The sequence below is a fragment of the Scytonema sp. NUACC21 genome (genome assembly GCF_054684315.1).
This window is the reverse complement of sequence record NZ_BAAFZH010000107.1, coordinates 1-18,076: the sequence shown is the minus strand read 5'-3', so window position 1 is coordinate 18,076 and position 18,076 is coordinate 1. Positions and strand designations below refer to the sequence as shown.

At 43.3% G+C, this 18,076-nt stretch carries 11 protein-coding genes; 9 read left to right on the top strand and 2 right to left on the bottom strand.

Translation table 11 applies throughout. The features are described from left to right. Positions 1-64 precede the first annotated feature (64 nt). The 3 genes from ACYRY3_RS39215 (at position 65) to ACYRY3_RS39205 (ending at position 7,315) form a co-directional block, all read left to right on the top strand. Positions 65-2,365: a hybrid sensor histidine kinase/response regulator gene (locus ACYRY3_RS39215; protein WP_460207221.1), complete on the top strand. Its 2,301-nt coding sequence runs from the start codon at positions 65-67 to the stop codon at positions 2,363-2,365. 77 nt (positions 2,366-2,442) lie between these two features. Continuing rightward, positions 2,443-4,290, top strand: a complete 1,848-nt coding sequence (locus ACYRY3_RS39210) for a tetratricopeptide repeat protein (protein WP_460207219.1) — start codon at positions 2,443-2,445, stop codon at positions 4,288-4,290. 604 nt (positions 4,291-4,894) lie between these two features. Then, positions 4,895-7,315 carry an adenylate/guanylate cyclase domain-containing protein gene (locus ACYRY3_RS39205; protein ID WP_460207483.1) on the top strand — a complete coding sequence of 807 codons (2,421 nt, stop codon included), beginning with the start codon at positions 4,895-4,897 and terminating at the stop codon, positions 7,313-7,315. A 100-nt stretch (positions 7,316-7,415) separates the two neighbouring features. On the opposite strand, the gene ACYRY3_RS39200 is transcribed toward ACYRY3_RS39205, so the two are convergent. Continuing rightward, entirely contained in the window at positions 7,416-8,600 is a 1,185-nt protein-coding gene (locus ACYRY3_RS39200; RefSeq protein ID WP_460207217.1) for a homospermidine biosynthesis protein, read from the bottom strand. Positions 8,601-8,797: 197 nt separating this feature from the next. After that, positions 8,798-9,988 carry a GGDEF domain-containing protein gene (locus ACYRY3_RS39195; protein WP_460207215.1) on the bottom strand — a complete coding sequence of 397 codons (1,191 nt, stop codon included), beginning with the start codon at positions 9,986-9,988 and terminating at the stop codon, positions 8,798-8,800. 744 nt (positions 9,989-10,732) lie between these two features. Between ACYRY3_RS39195 and ACYRY3_RS39190 the strand changes: the two genes are divergently transcribed. The 6 genes from ACYRY3_RS39190 to ACYRY3_RS39165 form a co-directional block, all read left to right on the top strand. Next, positions 10,733-11,527 (top strand): metallophosphoesterase family protein, encoded by a 795-nt coding sequence (locus tag ACYRY3_RS39190; RefSeq protein ID WP_460207213.1) that lies wholly within the window; start codon positions 10,733-10,735, stop codon positions 11,525-11,527. 635 nt (positions 11,528-12,162) lie between these two features. Beyond that, positions 12,163-12,804, top strand: coding sequence for a (2Fe-2S)-binding protein (locus tag ACYRY3_RS39185; RefSeq protein ID WP_460207211.1), 642 nt, complete (start codon positions 12,163-12,165; stop codon positions 12,802-12,804). Further along, positions 12,698-15,301 (top strand): xanthine dehydrogenase family protein molybdopterin-binding subunit, encoded by a 2,604-nt coding sequence (locus ACYRY3_RS39180; RefSeq protein ID WP_460207209.1) that lies wholly within the window; start codon positions 12,698-12,700, stop codon positions 15,299-15,301. The genes ACYRY3_RS39185 and ACYRY3_RS39180 overlap by 107 nt, the downstream gene beginning before the upstream one ends. Position 15,302: 1 nt before the next feature. Continuing rightward, positions 15,303-16,364: an FAD binding domain-containing protein gene (locus ACYRY3_RS39175; protein WP_460207207.1), complete on the top strand. Its 1,062-nt coding sequence runs from the start codon at positions 15,303-15,305 to the stop codon at positions 16,362-16,364. Between the two features lie 157 nt (positions 16,365-16,521). After that, a complete protein-coding gene (locus ACYRY3_RS39170) occupies positions 16,522-17,679 on the top strand; it encodes an XdhC family protein (protein ID WP_460207205.1) in 1,158 nt (385 codons plus the stop codon). After that, on the top strand, positions 17,661-18,076 hold a 416-nt coding region (locus ACYRY3_RS39165), incomplete at its 3' end, for a nucleotidyltransferase family protein (RefSeq protein WP_460207203.1). The genes ACYRY3_RS39170 and ACYRY3_RS39165, both read left to right, overlap by 19 nt.

Sequence of the window (18,076 nt, the reverse complement as noted above, 5' to 3'; positions counted from 1 at the left end):
TCATCGCGTTACCTGAATTATGAAACAGTCGCTGAAACTATTAACAAGACGCGGAGAATCGACGTTGAAAAGACTTCGCCCTCTTCTTGCACCTTACGTTGTTGCCACCTTCGCTGTAGGTAGCGCATTAATACTGACACTAATGCTAGAGTCGTTGTTAACACCAACCTTATTCCAACTATTTTTTGCTGCTGTGGCAGTAAGTACTTGGTACGGTGGGATGGAAGCAGGGTTATTAGCCACTACTTTGTCAAGTTTAGCGATCGCTTACTTTTTAATAGAACCAAAATATTCACTCTTATTTTTTAATCTAGACGACATCCTAAGGTTGGTGGTGTTTGTGCTTGTGGGAATACTAATAAGCTCGCTAAACTCAGGGTTACGTACTGCAAAGCGTCACTTGGAGATAAGCTTGCAGCATTTGCGATCGAGTGAGGCACGCTTTGGATGTTTAGCAGAATCCAACATCATTGGGGTAATTGTAGCCGATATCAACGGTGGAATCGTTGAAGCTAACGACGCGTTTTTACGAATGGTGGGTTACACGCGGGAAGAACTGCTTTCAGGACAAATGCAATGGCGCGATCTGACACCACCAGAATATTTTGAGGTGACACAGCGATCTATTCAAGAACTTAGAGAAAGAGGAGCGTGTGCCCCTTTTGAAAAAGAGTATCTTTGTCAAGATGGCAGACGCGTCCCTGTGTTGAAGGTTTCTGCATTGTTGGAAAGCAATCGAGAGCGAATTATTGGTTTTGTTGTGGATTTGAGCGAACGCAAACAAGCAGAAGAAGCGTTGCGCCTCCTCATTACAGATGCTGTGCCCGCTTTAATTTCTTACGTTGATGCCCAACAACGATATCGGTTCAATAATAAAGGATATGAAGAATGGCACGGAATTTCCGCTTCAGACATTAATGGCAAGCATATCAAAGAAGTTGTGGGAGAGTCAGTGTATGAATCGATTCGTCCATACGTGGAAGCCGTGTTATCAGGAGAGCACGTAACCTACGAGACCAAATTACCATACCAAGATGGCAAAATCCGTTATGTCAATGTCTCTTACGTTCCCCAGTTCAGTTCTAAGGCAGAGGTTGTGGGATTTGTTGCCCTCATCAAAGATATTACAAAGCGCAAGCAGGCAGAACTTGCGCTAAAACAAAGCGAAGAACGGTTTCGCCAATTGGCAGAAAAGGCAGAAGCAGCAAACCGCATGAAAGATGAGTTTTTAGCTACTCTTTCCCACGAACTCCGCACCCCCCTCAACGCGATCTTGGGGTGGACGCAGTTACTCACAACTCGGAAATTTAATGAGAGTACCACGAATCGGGCGCTAGAGACAATTGACCGCAATACCAAGTTACTGGCGACACTGATTGAGGATGTTTTGGACGTTTCGCGAATTATTACAGGCAAACTGTGCTTGGAAGTCCGTCCCATTCAAGTTGCACCAGTTGTGCTTTCAGCAATTGAGACAGTCAATTCAGCTGCTAATGCTAAAGAAATTACTATCGAAACCTTTCTAGACTCCTCTGTTGGCGTTGTTTTAGGTGATATCAACCGCTTGCAACAGATTGTGTGGAATTTACTTTCCAACGCTGTCAAGTTTACACCTCGGGGTGGTCGAGTTTATGTGAGATTATCAACGAGTACTGAATTTACAGATGGACATTCAGCACTACTACAGGTAACTGATACTGGAGAAGGAATTGCACCGGAATTTCTCCCCTATGTGTTTGAACGCTTCCGTCAAGCTGATAGTTCAAGTACGCGATCGCATGGGGGGCTGGGATTGGGTTTGGCAATCGTCAGACATTTGGTAGAATTACATGGTGGTACAGTTCGTGCCGAAAGCGCGGGAATTGGACAGGGAGCAACGTTCATTGTCAGTTTGCCAATAAAGGTCACAACTGTAGAACTCAGCGAACCACAACAGTTGTCATCCACAGTTGAAGTTCAAGTAGCTCAAACGAGTAACTTGAAGTTGGAAGGTTTGCGGGTGTTAGTCGTAGATGATGAACCAGACGCCCGTCAGATAATTACCACAGTACTGGGGCAATATGAAGCAAACGTCATGGCAGTTGCCACTGTAACAGAGGCACTGATTGCCCTGCAACAATTTCAACCAGATGTACTGGTGAGCGATATTGGTATGCCACAAGAAGATGGCTATTCATTGATTCGTAAAGTCAGGGCGTTAGACGAAGAAAAAGGTGGGAGAACTCCTGCTGTGGCCCTAACAGCATATGCTAGAGCAGAAGACCGCACTCAAGCACTACTTGCTGGTTTTCAACTTCACGTTCCCAAGCCAGTGAATCCAGCCAAGTTAGCAGCTGTAATTGCTAACCTCGCAGGGCGCATGTAATGGCGATTCAGGTCTACTTTTGTGCATCTTTGACGGAACAACAATTAGAATGAACATAATGCTTTCAGGTTGCTACAGTGTCCGATTCTCTGCCATTGCGTGAAAAGTATCTCGCCTTAATCGACGAAATTGTCCAAAACACTCTCAAGGGAAAGATTAGCTCTCAAGAGCAGGTGTATCAAATGTTACTAAAAGGTGTGACCGCAGATACAGGTGAAATCTTTGAGCTGGCTTTGAGCGATCGCCTCAATTCTACCCAGCAACAAGTGGATACAGAAAAAGACGAACTCAAGCATGCCAAAGCAACCCGCTCTCTTAGAGCAATAAAAACGATTCAAAGTCAATGGCAACGGGCTGAACAGCAAACTAAGGCGGCAGAAGCAATTATCTCAGCAATCAAAGAAATTACTTCGACTGAATCAAACGGGCGTCTAGCTGCATTCTTGCGTGTCACCGACCCTAACCGGAAAAACCCATTAACATTACCGCAAATTCAACAAATCTCAAAATCCTTACAGCAATTTGCTCAAGCAGATTCTGATTACCAGCAAATAGCAGAAGGTATTACCCGTGGCGTGGCTTCTTGGCAACGGTTGCAAGACCATTTAGTCAGTTGGATGTACGAGCAAAGCCGAGGAACACTGGGATTTGGAGGATTACCGGAAGAAAGCGGTCCTTGGGCAACTTGGGCAAAGCAGGTGAATAGCGAGATACCCCAAGTACTGTTTCGCACCCTAGCTTCTGAGCAATCTGCCATTGAATTTGCCCAACAAAAATCCGATATGAACCTCAGTGATTGGGTGGAGATTGCTGTTATTTTACAGTATTTGCAAAGAGGGTTAGTGAATTGGTTTGACCAACAACCCTACAATGTCAAAGCTGGGTCAAAGCTATCGATTTCAACTTACTTAACCTTTGCAGTCATTTGGAGCCTACTCGCCAGTGGTTTTAGTGGCAGTGCTTCGGTGTATAGCACAGCTTGTCATCAAGCCATGCTCCAGATTTTGCGAACTTTTGCACAGCGTCCCTATTTTCCTTTGTACGGAGGAATTTTTGCTTCTTTCTCCGGGAACTCTTTGCGGAATGCACTGGATTATCTCAACGAACCATTAAGACAAGTAGAAGGAACCCAAGAAAAAGCAAGAATTTTGACGCTGTTAGGTTACTCTCAGCGTGCTTTGGGTCAATATCGTCGCGCAGCCGAGTTTCACGCTTCAGCACTGGAGATAGCCCGCAATGCAGGTGACCGCCCCTGTGAAATTGCCAACCTCAATCACCTCAGCCGTACTTGCGTTGATGAAAAAATGTATGGTGAAGCAATCAATTACAGCCAACGTGCATTGATTATGAGCCGTCAGACAGGAGATCGTACTGGCGAAGCAAATGCTCTAGTGAATTTAGGATATAGTGAAGTCATGCAAGCACAGCAGATGGAACAAACAGAACCAGAAACATATGAAATGGCAATTAACTATCTGCAACAAGGCTTAGCATTATCAGAACGACTAGGTGACCTTCAAAGTAGAGCTTTATGTTTCAGTAGTTTAGGCATAGCTTACCTAGTTATTGGACAACAACAGGAAGCGATTAAACATTTAGAAAGCGGCTGTCAAACAGCGCAAATTTCTGGTGATTTATATCTCCAAGCTTTAAATTTAGCTAATTTAGCTGAAGTTTATTATCAACTGCAAAATCTCGAACAAACAGTTTATGCTGGTTGTTTGGGAATGTATTTGTTGAATCAAATTGCTTCAAATGAGTGGCGAAAAACAGCAGGGTTGCTTACAGTTTTACAGGGTCAAAGAGGAGCGGAAGAATTTGGGCGATTATTACAACAAAATCGTTCTAAAATCATTCCTTTGATTGGCGTAGATGGATACGATTGCATTCCGGAACTGTTAGAAGAATACAGGCAAAGTCTCTAGTTGTGGTGCCCCCACAGGGAACTTTTTTGATAAATCAAAAATTGTCATCGCTGCATCAAACGCTTTTTGATAGATTGCTAAATCTTCATGAGTTTTAATTTTCCTTGTTCTTCTTCCTTGTCCACTTTCCTTCCTTGTCTGCTCTGTCTCTCCCTATTCTAACCTCGTCTGTAAAAAACCTACCCTTGTGAGGGAGGGTGCCCTCAGGCGGATGCGGTAGAACTCGTGTATCGTAGGTAATCAGTCGAACATAATATAAAGCAGAAATTTTTTTCTGTGAAGTAAATCCCCCATTGGATATATTTTTAAATCTACCACTATAAGTATTATAGATTTAGGGGTCATAGCCCTATACAACAGCAGTTCAGCATTAAAATTATGTTGAGTATTTCTAAAAAATTGCAGATATGGTGAATTGGAAGTCGCACACGCAACTCTAATTCATCCTGTGATAAAGTGTACTTGTTGATAAAGTTTCTGAAAAAATAGCTAGAAAAATCATTAGTGGTGCCAAGTCTTGAGCAGGAGTAGGGGCGAGCATTTGTTTGCCCGTGCAGGAGTTAGGAGTTATCCCTCAATCACCCATTACCCTCTCTGTACAAACATGAAATATCAGGCACTCAATCAGATTTTCAAAAGATACAAAGCCATACGTAAGTTTGAACGTATAGATTTAGATAGCAATTTCCGTATTCTGTATGCATCTGAGCAAGTGCAACAATTTGCTACTTGTTCCAAAGAGGTCATGTTAGGAAAAGATATCCGTCTGGGCTTTCCTGAATTTATGGGGCTTGAAGATATTTTGATATCTATTTTAAAAGGAGAGCAGGAATTATTTGAATTGAAAGCTATTGAAAGATATTCTGCTAAAAAAGGTTCTTTATATTTTGATGTTTATATTATTAGAAATTATCTTGAAAAAAATCATAAAAATCAATTGATACTCATCTTTGAAAATATTACAAAACAGACGGTAGTCAAACAAAGATCTAATAGTAATACAAAGCTGATATCAAGTATTTTATTTACCTATAGGAATTATATAGAGAAAGCGATCGCTTCAATGCCAGAAGCCTTAATAGTGACAACTAAATCCGGTAAAATTAAGAAAGTTAATCGCGCTACAGTTGAGCTATTTGGTTATAAAGAACAAGAACTCATCAAGCAATCAATATCTTTAATATTTGATGATAATAGATTATTTCAAAAAGCAATTCAGCATGATTTCTTATATAAAAAATATTTTCAATCTATAGAAATTCTTTGCCGAAATAAAGAAAAAGAAAAACTGGTGATAGCATTTTCTTGCTCAATTATTCAAAATAGAATAGATGGTTTAGTAGATATTGTTTATATTGGTAGAGATATTACTATTCAAAGGAAAAGACAACAACGTGCTGGTATCCAGTATGCCATAACTCGCATACTATCAGAATCAAGAAGTATAAAGCAGGCTATTCCCAAAATTTTACAAGCAATTTGTGAATGTCTGGAATGGGATTTGGGGGAACTTTGGACAACAAATGAGTACATTGCACCATCAGTACAGCAAGAGTGTATTTATCCAGTACTGAGATGTGTAGAAATGTGGTCAAGTCGAATAGTGACAGTCCGAGAGTTTAAGGCAATCACTTGGCAAACGACTTATACCCCCGGTACTGGTTTTCCCGGTCGAATCTGGTCAACAAAATTGCCTCTTTGGAGCAAAAACATAACACAAGATGAAAACTTTGGAAAATTGGAAGATGGCGTAAAGCAGCTATCTTTTTGTAGTGAAAACGAAGTATCTCAAAGGGAACCAGCACAGGACAGGCGAAGGGAACCAGCTGCCGAAGCAGGATTGCAATCAGCATTTGGTTTTCCCATTTTGGATGATGGCGTAATTTTGGGTGTAATGGTTTTTTTAAGTCGGGATATACAATCAAAAGATGCTGATTTACTGCAAACGTTAGTTTCTATCGGTCATCAAATTTCCCAGTTTATCAAAACTAAGTTGGTAGAAGAAGCACTTGTAGAAAGAGAAGAACGATATCGAGACTTATTTGAAAATGCTAATGAACTAATTCAATCTGTCACTCCTTATGGTCATTTTGAGTATGTTAATAACGCATGGATTCAAACTTTAGGCTATTCACCCTCAGAGATTACGCAAATAAATTTTTTTAACATTATCCATCCTGATTTTCGAGAGCAGTGTCGGCATTTATTTTATCGGTTGATGTCAGGAGAAAAACTTGAACAAGTGACCATGACATTGGTTTCTAAGAATCGGCAAAAAATTTTTGTAGAAGGAAACATTAACTGTAAATTTGTTAAGGGAAAACCCGTTGCTCTTCGTGGTATTTTTCGTAATGTGACTGAGCGTGTTGCCGTAGAAGAAACTTTGCGCCATCAACAAGAACAAACAGAGCGGCTGTTGCTTAATATTTTGCCAGAAGTTATTTTCAATCGTTTAAAAGAAGAACCAGGTACAATTGCAGAACACTTTACTGATGTCACAGTTCTGTTTGCTGATATCGTGGGTTTTACTGAAATTGCCTCTCAAATCAGTGCTATTCAGCTTGTCAATATACTCAATCAAATTTTCTCAATGTTCGATCGCCTCACCGAGCAATATGGTTTGGAGAAAATCAAGACTATTGGTGATGCTTACATGGTCGTTGGCGGTTTACCCGTGCGATGCCCAAATCACGCCCAAGCAATCGCTAGTATGGCACTAGATATGCTAACAGCGATCGCCCAGTTTAACTCTGAGAACAACCAAAACTTTAGCATTCGTATTGGAATCCATAGCGGACCTGTGGTAGCAGGAGTTATTGGTCTGAAAAAAGTGACATATGACCTTTGGGGAGATACGGTAAATATTGCCCACCGTATGGAATCTCAAGGTTTGGCTGGCAAAATTCAGGTTACTAAAGCTACATATCAACGATTGCGTAACGAATTTACCTTTAAAAAGCGGGGTGAAATTGAAATCAAAGGCAAAGGTAAGATGACAACTTATTTGCTGATTGGACGACACTGAGGAGTGGATAGTGGATAGTGGTTAGTGGTTGGTCGATAGTGATTAGTGGTAGCTACCAACTACCAATTACCAACTACTAACTACTAACTACCATCAATTTCTACTGCCCACCTCCGGTATTGGGAATCAGCCGACCTACAGGATAGGTTGCAGCTTCTTGAGCACCACTTTCAGTGACAGCTACTGGAATTTGCGACGGTGATTGAGATTTGGCTGTTAGATATTCTTGCCGCAGTTGCTCTAACATTTTTTCTCGCCGATCGTACAACCGCTTTAAGATGCGTGGTTGGCACTGATTCAAAACATAAGCAGTGACTATTGGCAAAGCAATAGTGCTGTCAGTGTAACAAACAATAGTGCTGGGTAACTCTTCCGGGTCAACCTTACCCCAACTAACAGCTTCAGAAGGTGTTGCTCCAGACAGACCTCCGGTATCTGGACGAGCATCAGTAAACTGTACAAAAAAATCGTGTCCCCGTTCTTCTAATCCCAAGACCTCATGAATTTGTGGTTGAGTTTGTAGCAAAAAGTTTTTCGGACTACCACCACCAATAATAAAAGCTGCACTCTTACCTCCTGATTCTCGCGAATAGTAGGCAATCGCTGCCGTCTCATTGACATCAATTGAAGGATCTAGTATCAGTTGAGAACCTTCTAACGACAAAGCTGCAACGTTCATTCCTATAGAGCTATCACCAGGTGAGGATGTGTATATAGGTACACCACATTCATAAGCTGTAGCCAGCAAACTGGAATTTTTCACCCCGACTTGCTTTTCTACTTCTCGAACATATTTGCCCAGCAAATTGTGAAACTCTGCTGTTCCCATCCGTTTTTGGAAGGCTGGTGCTTGTAAAATCTTACGGATGAAAGCATCTGTTTCTAGCAGGACATCATAGCTAAAGATAATGTCATAAATACGGATGGTGCCTTCCTGGCGCAGTTTCACATCATTCAAAAATGGATTTCCAGCAAATAATTCAAAACCCAAACCATAGTGCATATCGTGGTAAAGGTTAGCACCAGTGCTAATCATCCAATCAATGAAACCATTGCGGATAAGCGGTGCTAGCACAGAAACTCCATATCCTGCTGGTGTCATCGCACCGGAAAGGCTCACTCCTACCGTCACACCTTCTTGGAGTACATCCCGACTCAGTAGATGACATATTTCCCGCAATCGCGCCGAGTTGTATGCCGTAAAGTAATTATCGATTAAATCGACAACTCCAATGTTGGTTGACATTGGTACGGGTGCGATTTTTTTGCCCAGCTGTTTTGACATTTTTGGTAGTCCCCTGTGAGTGACTAGATGTCCATATCTAAATAAGTAGACAGGATATATCCTAACTAGCTTTGAGTTTTTCTTACATTATCTGCAAGTAGCAATTATGGAGAATATTGCTGGGAAGATTGTCTATTTAATAAAAAGTTATATTTTATACATTAATTATAGCTTGTGGCATACTTATTGTTGTACGATCAAGCACTCAATACACAGTACCTGTTCCGACCTTGTTCCTTAGCTGAATAAAGCGCTTCATCAGCAGTTTCTATTAGGCTTTTAGAAAAGGATTCTGAGTTGGGAATTGTGGTAGCAACCCCTATGCTCAATGTTAAGTACCTACTGATTGGAGAAGCCATGTGAGCAATTTTAGCTCGTGCAATTTTTACCTGGATTTGTTTGGCGATATGAACGGCTTCAGAAGAATTTGTATTTGGTAAAATGACAGCAAATTCTTCACCGCCATAGCGAGCGACTAAACGAGTATAGCCCTTGACAACTTCGCTAATAACATGAGCCACTTGCGTTAAGCACCCATCGCCTGCTTGATGACCGTAGCAGTCATTGTAGAGTTTAAAATAATCAATGTCGCACATAATTAAAGATAAAGGCTTTTGCTCCTGTTCTAGCTGTTGCCACTGTTGGTTGAGGTAGCGATCGAACTGACGGCGATTGGCAACTTGAGTTAAATAATCTACACTAGCTAAGTGTCGTAGCTTGATATTGGCTCTATGAAGTTGGGCAGTCCTCTCCTTGACACGCATCTCTAGTTCTGCATATGCTTGTTTTAGCACTTCATCTGCTGATGTTCGTTCAGTAAGAATGGCATGGTAGAACTGTTCTTGACAGACCTTAAGCTGAATACTGCACTCCTCCAGTCGTTGTTTTAACTCTGTGTTTAGCCGTTGCAGTGCTTGTTCTGCTTGAGAATGATATTTCTCAATATTGTCCAGATAATGTGCATTCCAGCAAATGAATCCTAAAAACGCAATGATATCTAAAACACTTTCTATCATAAATTTGAATTCTGCAGCATAGCCAGAATCGTGGTAGCTTAACGCACATATACTTTTTATTAAAATCGGCAAGAAGAGTGCCACAGGTAGGAGTTTCCGCGCCATGACACTACCCGCACTATTTCCATTTATCGCTAGCCTGACTGCATAGCACAGCCCTAAAAAAGCTCCAACTAACATACAGCCAATTAATGTGGGTATTCCAAAAGCAATACTTTTAAACACGGGAATGTTATATATCCAGCCCAGCAGAAAAAACCCTCCTATTAAGAATGCAAAAAGGCTAATTTTTTTGTCACTAAAGTGGAGAGAAAAGGTTCCGGTTGTAATCTGGAACCTTTCTAATTTTCCAGGAATACCCATAATTCTCATATTGTTTATATTGCTTATTTTTAAAGGATTTACTTTTGATATGAGTGATGTTTTGCTTATTAATGTTCTTGTTTGTCTATGTGACTTCACGCAAACATTAGTAAACTTTGAATCTTCACCCATATTGTAAAATTTTCACACGAATTTCCGAATATAACACCGTATAATTACTTAGAAATCGGTTAAAAAAAACTTAAGAAAAATCGCGATCGCTCGTTACATTTTTTTATCCTTAAAATTTTCGCGATAACTTCATAAATAAGTTCCGTAGAATTACTTAAATTGCTGAACAAGCTTAACAAAACCATCTCATTTTAAGTAACTCCTACATATTGGCAGAAATAAGGCTACTATTGTAAAGCTTTATAAAGCTTCCAGTAAAAGCGTCTTAATTTCATCCTTTTGCCAAATCCGATAACTTATGGGAAACATAAACGTTAGTAAGATCCCCAACTACGCAGAACTCAGGTATCTTCTAGCTCATCGAATTGCTGAATTTATTGAAAAAACTTTATTGTATACATTTTTAAACAAAAAAATCTATACTAAGATAGATTTTTGTATTTGCTTGACCAGTAAACGGTAGTCTGAGTTTTTCTAAAAATAAAACTTTACAAACATCTGTAACAACTCATAGACAAAACACATAATATATGAGGATTTTAGAATATGTATGGATCTCACATAAATTTGTCAAGCCATCACATAGCTGGGCATAAGATATCTATGGATATCCAATAAAAAATGCGAATCCTCTCTATTTCCGACCAATTTATTCATCACATACCATTTATTACCCACGCTCCTAGTGGTGTTGGTGTGGTTAATAGAATTTTGCCTGTTTTATTAGCAAAAGTTGATTCGCTTCCAGATGGGTTAGAGGCAATTATTGCTACAAGTGACTTACAGGGGATCGATCAAAAAAATCAACGCCTTCTTGGTTATCTTGTGAATGAAGAATTAGAAAAGTTGGCTGATTTAGGAAAAATTCCTTCACCAAAAGCAACAGGCATTATTTTAGCTGGGGATTTTTACGCAAAAATAGACAAGCGTGGTGGTGTAGGTGATGTCCGTGAAGTGTGGCAAGCGTTTCGTCAGAGTTTTCGTTGGATTGCAGGGGTAGGGGGTAATCACGATAGTTTTGGGAGGACACAGCAGGAAATGAGAGCTTTTCAACAAGGCAGAGGTATACATTATCTAGATGGTAGTATCGTCTGTCTTGATGGGCTTCGTATTGCTGGAATTTCAGGCATTATTGGCAAGGCAACCAAGCCTTTCCGTCGCGCAGAAAAAGATTTTAGAAAACTGATTAAGGAACTCCTTAAGGAATCACCAGATATTTTTATATTACATGAAGGACCTAATGACATAGAAGCTAAATTTCCCGGCAATCAGTCTATCCGCGCAGAATTGCTGAAGAGTAGTGATTTATTAGTTATCTGCGGTCACTCCCATTGGAAAGTGCCAATGACCGCTTTGCCCCAAGGAGTGCAAGTGCTAAATGTAGATACTCGGGTGGTTGTAATGGTAGTAGATTGACAAATTCACTTCTGTACCTGTAAACTAAACCGAACGCTTGAAAAAACATATAGAAATGCAGTTTTCCAAGAGGAAAAATATAAAAACTTTTCGCGTGCCTGCGACTGCAATATTCATCAGAGTTGCCTTAGTTAGTTCCATACAAGCACAAAATCTAAAACAAAACAACCAAGACAAAAATTAAGCACTTTACAACCAAGACAAAAAATTAAGCACTTTACAACTAAGACAAAAAATTAAGCACTTTACAACCAAGACAAAAAAAATTAAGCACTTTACAACCAAGACAAAAAAATTAAGCACTTTACAACCAAGACAAAAAAATTAAGCACTTTATACAGTTTTTCATGTAGCACTATCTGTACCAAACATTCATGAATCAGTAACTTGGTATTCTGAAAACCCAGGCTTTCATCTTCAAGAGAGTTGTCTTGAGCAAAGAACTAATGACTAATGAATGTCAACGTAAGTTATATTTCTTGTTGCCCACCTAATTTAATTAACAACTGTCATTATTTTGTCACAAACATCTGTGATAATGAAAACAGTAAGATATAGCAATTCTCAAAGTGGGCATCAGTCAAGAAAATAACTGGTTTAACACGCAATCAATAATTGAATTGCACGGAATAACTATGACAAAAAAAGACAAGCCTGATAATGCAGCACAAAACGGTGTTTCTCGTCGTGGATTTTTCAAACGAGCAAGTCTCACCGTAGCTAGTGCGGCTATTTTAGATTCTGGTTTGATTAATACTCAAGAAGCAGCAGCGGCACCGTCTAACTTTGTTGGTCCGGGACGCACAGCGATAAAATTACGCATTAATGGTACGGAACGTCGTGTTGAACTCGAACCCCGTACTACCCTCGCCGAAGCGCTGCGCTTCGACCTGGGGTTGACAGGCACGAAAATTGTTTGCGATCGCGGTTCCTGTTCAGCCTGCACAGTCTGGTTGGATTCAACACCTGTTTGCTCGTGTATGATGCTGGCAATTGATGTGGGAGATCGCGCCATTACCACCATCGAAGGACTCGCTAAAGGAGAAAATTTACATCCGGTACAAGCAGCATTCATTGAGTACGACGCCCAGCAATGCGGTTATTGTACCCCAGGGATGGTGATGAGCTGCGCGGCGCTGCTAGCAAGGAATTCAAACCCAACACTTGAGGATGTCAAGGCGGCAACAAGCGGCAATTTATGCCGGTGCGGTACCTATCCCAAAGTTTTTGAAGCAACCCTTGCGGCTGCCAAATCTATTCAAGGCACAAGGAGTTAAGCACATGGCTCCCAATCGCAAGCTCAAAAATAGAAAGCGTTATGTCATCTTCATGGCTTCTGCGATCGCTGCAACCGTTGCAGAAGCAACCGCAAAAAGCCAAGCCCAATCCAGCTCATTTACAGGACGAAGGACGACGACCCTTGCCATCGGTATCCCTGGTGTGAACATGAGTCAGGTTCAGCGCGAGATTCCGCCAGATGAGCCGCCACCACTGCCACCCAACGCCGATCTCTCCGTAATCGGTAAGCCAATCCAACGTTTGGATGCCCGTCTGAAGGTGACAGGAGCAGCGCGTTACACATCAGATGTACGCTTGCCCGGTATGCTATACGGAAAAATGTTGCGATCTCCTTACCCCCACGCCCGTATTCGTTCGATTGATACGAGTGCCGCAGAGCGTTATCCTGGAGTGCGTGCCGTGCATATCCTTGACAGGGTGGTAGGTGGCGCAACTGAGCGCAATCCCGAACCTGTCAAAACTGGGCAACTACCGCTCATTCGCTTTGTCGGTCAGCCGATTGCTGCCGTGGCTGCAGCAACACCAGATGCGGCTGCGGAAGCAGTGCAGTTGATCCGCGTTGACTATGAGCAATTGCCCTTTGTTGCCGATCTAGAAGCCGCACGGCAACCCAATGCGCCCCTAGTTTTCACTGGACCAACAGAGCAAGCTGGCACGGGAGGGGGTGGTGGAGCGCCCAAGGGCTTACCGCAACGTGGCAACGTGCGCGGACCAGTGAAAGAAAATCTGTTCGGTGGTTCCCGTGGCGACGTTAAACAAGGGTTTGCTGAAGCAGAAGTGACTGTCGAAGGGGAATTTCGCACGCAAGTACAGACCCATTCTGCTTTGGAAACACATGGCATCGTAGCTGATTGGAAGCCGGAAGGCTTGACAGTTTATATCTCCACACAGGACACTGCAGGGGTGCGTAACGACCTAGCAGACTTGTTCAAGTTGCCGAAGAGTCGCGTGCGCGTGATTACAGAATTTATGGGTGGCGGCTTTGGTGCCAAATTCGGCGCGGGCAATTACGGTGCTGCCGCAACCTACCTCTCCCAAAAGGCGGGTGCTCCCGTGCGTCTGATGCTCGATCGCAAAGAGGAGCATATCGCAGTTGGAAATCGTCCAGCCACGATGCAGAGGCTACGCATTGGAGCAAAGCGTGACGGAACCCTAACCGCCATCAGTTTGAGTGCCTACGGGACCGCGGGTGTTGGATTGGGGGCAGGTGTTGGCAATATCGCACAGGTGATGTATAAATGCCCAAACTTCGATTCAGAACAGTACGACGTTCTGATCCATGCTGGACCCGGCGCTGCCTTTCGCGCACCCGGTAATCCCCAAGGTGCTTTTGCCCTTGAGCAACTGATTGATGAACTTGCCGAACGGATCGAAATAGACCCGTTAGCACTGCGTGACAAAATTGATGAAAGTTCGACGCGTCGGGAACAACGGCGTATCGGAGCCGAGCGCATTGGTTGGAGCCGACGACACGCGCCCGGTGCCGACTCTGGATCGATTAAACGTGGCATCGGCATGGCACAGTCTTTTTGGCCCCGCATTGTTGAAATGGATTCGTCCTGCGAAGTGCGAGTTTTGCGCGATGGCTCGGTGGAGGTAAGGTCAAGCGTCCAGGATATTGGTACTGGCATTCGCACGGTACTGGCCCAGGTAGTCGCGGAAGAGTTCGGTTTGCAAGCAACAGACATCACCGTGCGTATTGGTGACACCATGTTCCCTGCCGGACCGGGTTCGGGTGGCAGTAAAACAACTGGCTCGATCACCCCAGCTGCCCGCAACGCTGCATATCGTGTCCGGCAACAAATGCTACAACAAATCGCACCCGCGCTGGAAGTGAGTGCAGATGCTTTGGCGATCAAAGGCGGTCGTATCTTTGTAAGTGCCACTCCATCAAAAGGGCTATCGTTTCGTGAGGCAGCGCGTATGTTGAGAACCGAGCAGATTGCAGTAACAGCAAACCGCAGCGAAGACTATGGTGGTTTCCAGATTAAGACTCCCTCCGGGGATGGCTTCAGTCATGGCGATCTGGGTGGTGTGCAGTTTGTTGAAGTGTCAGTGGATACAGAAATTGGGCTGGTGCGAGTTGAGCGCGTCGTCGCTGTCCACGACTGCGGTCGTCCAATTAATCCATTGCAGCTAGAGAGCCAAATTAATGGCGGTATTCTTCAAGGCACATCTTGGGCGCTTTATGAAAATCGGCATTTGTGCCAAAAGTCCGGGGTGATGGTCAACGCAAACCTAGACCAATACAAAATTCTCGGTTCCCGCGAAACCCCAAATATTGAAATTCTCTTACTGGAGGATTATCAAGGACGTAGTTCTACTGATGCAAGTGGTATCGGTGAACCAGCGATTATCCCAACGGCAGCGGCGATCGCCAATGCCATCTATAACGCAACTGGTGCCCGTCTTCGAGAATTACCAATGACACCAGATCGAGTACTGGCTGCGCTTACTGCATCAAGGAGGGCTTGAGATGAACCGCTTTGCATGGACAAATGCTTCTACTATCAATGAGGCTGTGGCGCAAATCAATAGTACGGTTGCCGATGCTACAGTTGCTGCTGGTAGTCCTGTAGCTGCCAATAAAGACAACCAAACCGCGAATAATACGGCAATCGCCAAAGCAGGGGGCATCGATGTACTTGATTTGTTAAAGGAAGGATTGGTTACACCATCGCGGGTAATCAACATCCGCACACTTCCCAACATGGATCGCATTAGTGCTGATGCTCAAACTGGTTTACGCATCGGACCCCTGGTAACACTTGCCCAACTGGATGCAGATCCGGCAGTGCGCCAAAACTACACTGCACTTGCGGAAGCAGCAAGTCATATCGCAACGCCACAAATCCGCAATATTGCAACCATTGGCGGCAATCTGTTGCAACGTCCGCGCTGTTGGTATTTCCGCGCAGAACAGTTTCGCTGTCTAAAGCGGGGCGGCGAGCAATGCTTTGCCATTGAAGGCGAACACAAGTATCTTGCCATTTTTAATAATGAAGTGTGCCCATGCGTACATGCATCGACAGCTGCAACAGCGCTCGTGGCCCTCGGTGCCCGACTGGTGCTAACGAGCCCAAAAAAAGTGCGCGAAGTTGCACTGGAAGACTTTTTTGTCACCCCCGAAAAAGATGTTCAGCGCGAAAACTCCCTTCAGCCCAACGAGCTAATTACAGAAATCCGAGTGCCTGTATTGGGGGCAAATGTGCGCTCGGTACATCTCAAACAGGGTGAGAAAGAATCCTTTGACTGGGCGAGCGCGGATACTGCTGTCATGTTAGAGCAGTCCGGTGGACGCTGTACAAAAGCTTCTATCATCTTGGGCTCAGCCGCCCCCGTACCATTGCGTGCTCAAGCTGCAGAGGCTGTTTTAATTGGCAAACCGATTAATCAAGAGACGGCGCGTGCAGCAGCAAGAGCAGCAGTGCAAGGTGCAAAACCACTGCCACAAAATGCCTACAAAGTACCTATCTTCGAGGTGTTAGTCCGCCGAGCAATTCTGCTTGCAGCCTCAAATGCTGAAAGTACTCGTTGAACGCAGAAAATATTGCCTTTGGCTAAGAAATTGGAAATCTTGATGTCAAAAGTGTTGTGGGTGTTGTAGCAGGTGTAGATGGAACAATTCTGCCACAAGCAGTGGCAGAAATTTACTGAGTTCTGAATTCTGAGTACTTTTTTCATCAATTAGGGAAATGAAAGAACTACAAAAGATTATCAAAGCTTTTGAGCAAAGCAAACAAAGCCGTCAGCGTACTGCCCTCGCCACTGTTGTCAAAACTACTGGTTCGGTTTATCGTAGACCGGGCGCACGTATGTTGCTGAGTGATGACGGTCAAATGATTGGTGCCATTAGCGGTGGTTGCCTTGAGAACGATGTTTTTGAACGGGCACAATCCCTGATGTTTTACTCAGGCACTCCAACCGTGGTAACCTATGATACTACTTCTGATGAAGACATTGTTAAGGGCTTTGGTTTAGGTTGCAATGGAGCCGTCCATGTGTTGCTTGAATCCCTCTGTGATGCTAGGGCAAATAGTCATCTTGAGTTCATTGGGGAATGTTTTTCTCAAAACCAACTAGGAGTTATTGCGACTATCTTTTATATAGAGGGAGAAACCCAGGTAAAAGTTGCTTCTCGGCTGTTTTTAAAACAAGATGGCACTGTAGCCATTGATATTGAAGACCATAATTTTGCTCAAAAGGTGCTGCAAGATGCCCAACAAGTTCTACAGAAGAAGCGCTCTTGTGTAAAATCTTACTCACTTACTAATGGGTTGGCGGAAGTCTTTTTAGAATTCATCCAACCACTAGTTCCCTTACTGATATTTGGGGCAGGTCACGATGCTATTCCAGTCGTTGATTGTGCTAAACACCTTGGTTGGAATGTTACAGTGATTGATAATCGACCGGGTTACACAACACGAGATCGCTTTCCAAATGCAGATAATATCATCTTTTGCGATCCAGAAGACCTGGAAGTGCATCTCACCTTGAATTCACGCATGGTTGCTGTGGTGATGACTCACAAATATCTCTACGACTTGGCATTGTTGCCAATTTTACTATCCTCCCCACTGCGTTATGTAGGCATCCTAGGACCAAAAACTCGTACCCAAAAATTACTTCAAGATTTACAAATCTCTGGATTCATTCCTACAACGGAGCAATTAAGTTGTCTTTATAGCCCGGTTGGTCTTGACATCGGTGCTGAGACACCCGAGGAAATTGCCCTTTCTATTGTGGCTGAAATTCAAGCTGCGATCGCTCATCGTCAGGGTAGCCCACTCAGAGAACGTACTCGACCCATTCATTCACAGGATGAGGATCTCAAATGCCTGACATCGGTCTAATGTTACTGGCAGCTGGCGCATCTACCCGTATGGGTACACCAAAGCAACTACTACAGTATCAAGGGAAAAGCCTAATTAGTCATATGGTGCGGCAAGCTATTGCCTCGGGCTGTAACCCCATTATAGTTGTGCTAGGTGCATATGCCGATCGCATCAGACCAGAAGTGGAGATGCTCAATACACCCATTATTGAAAATCAGAACTGGTCTATTGGGATGAGCACTTCGATTCGATGCGGTATAGAAGCCCTAAATGAAATGAATCCCAATGTGGAAGGTGTTGTGTTGATGCTGTGCGATCAGCCATTAGTCTCTACCCAAATTATTAATCAACTTCTGGCAACGTACAAAACTACAGGTCAGCAAATTATTGCTTCAGAGTATGCAGGAGTTCAAGG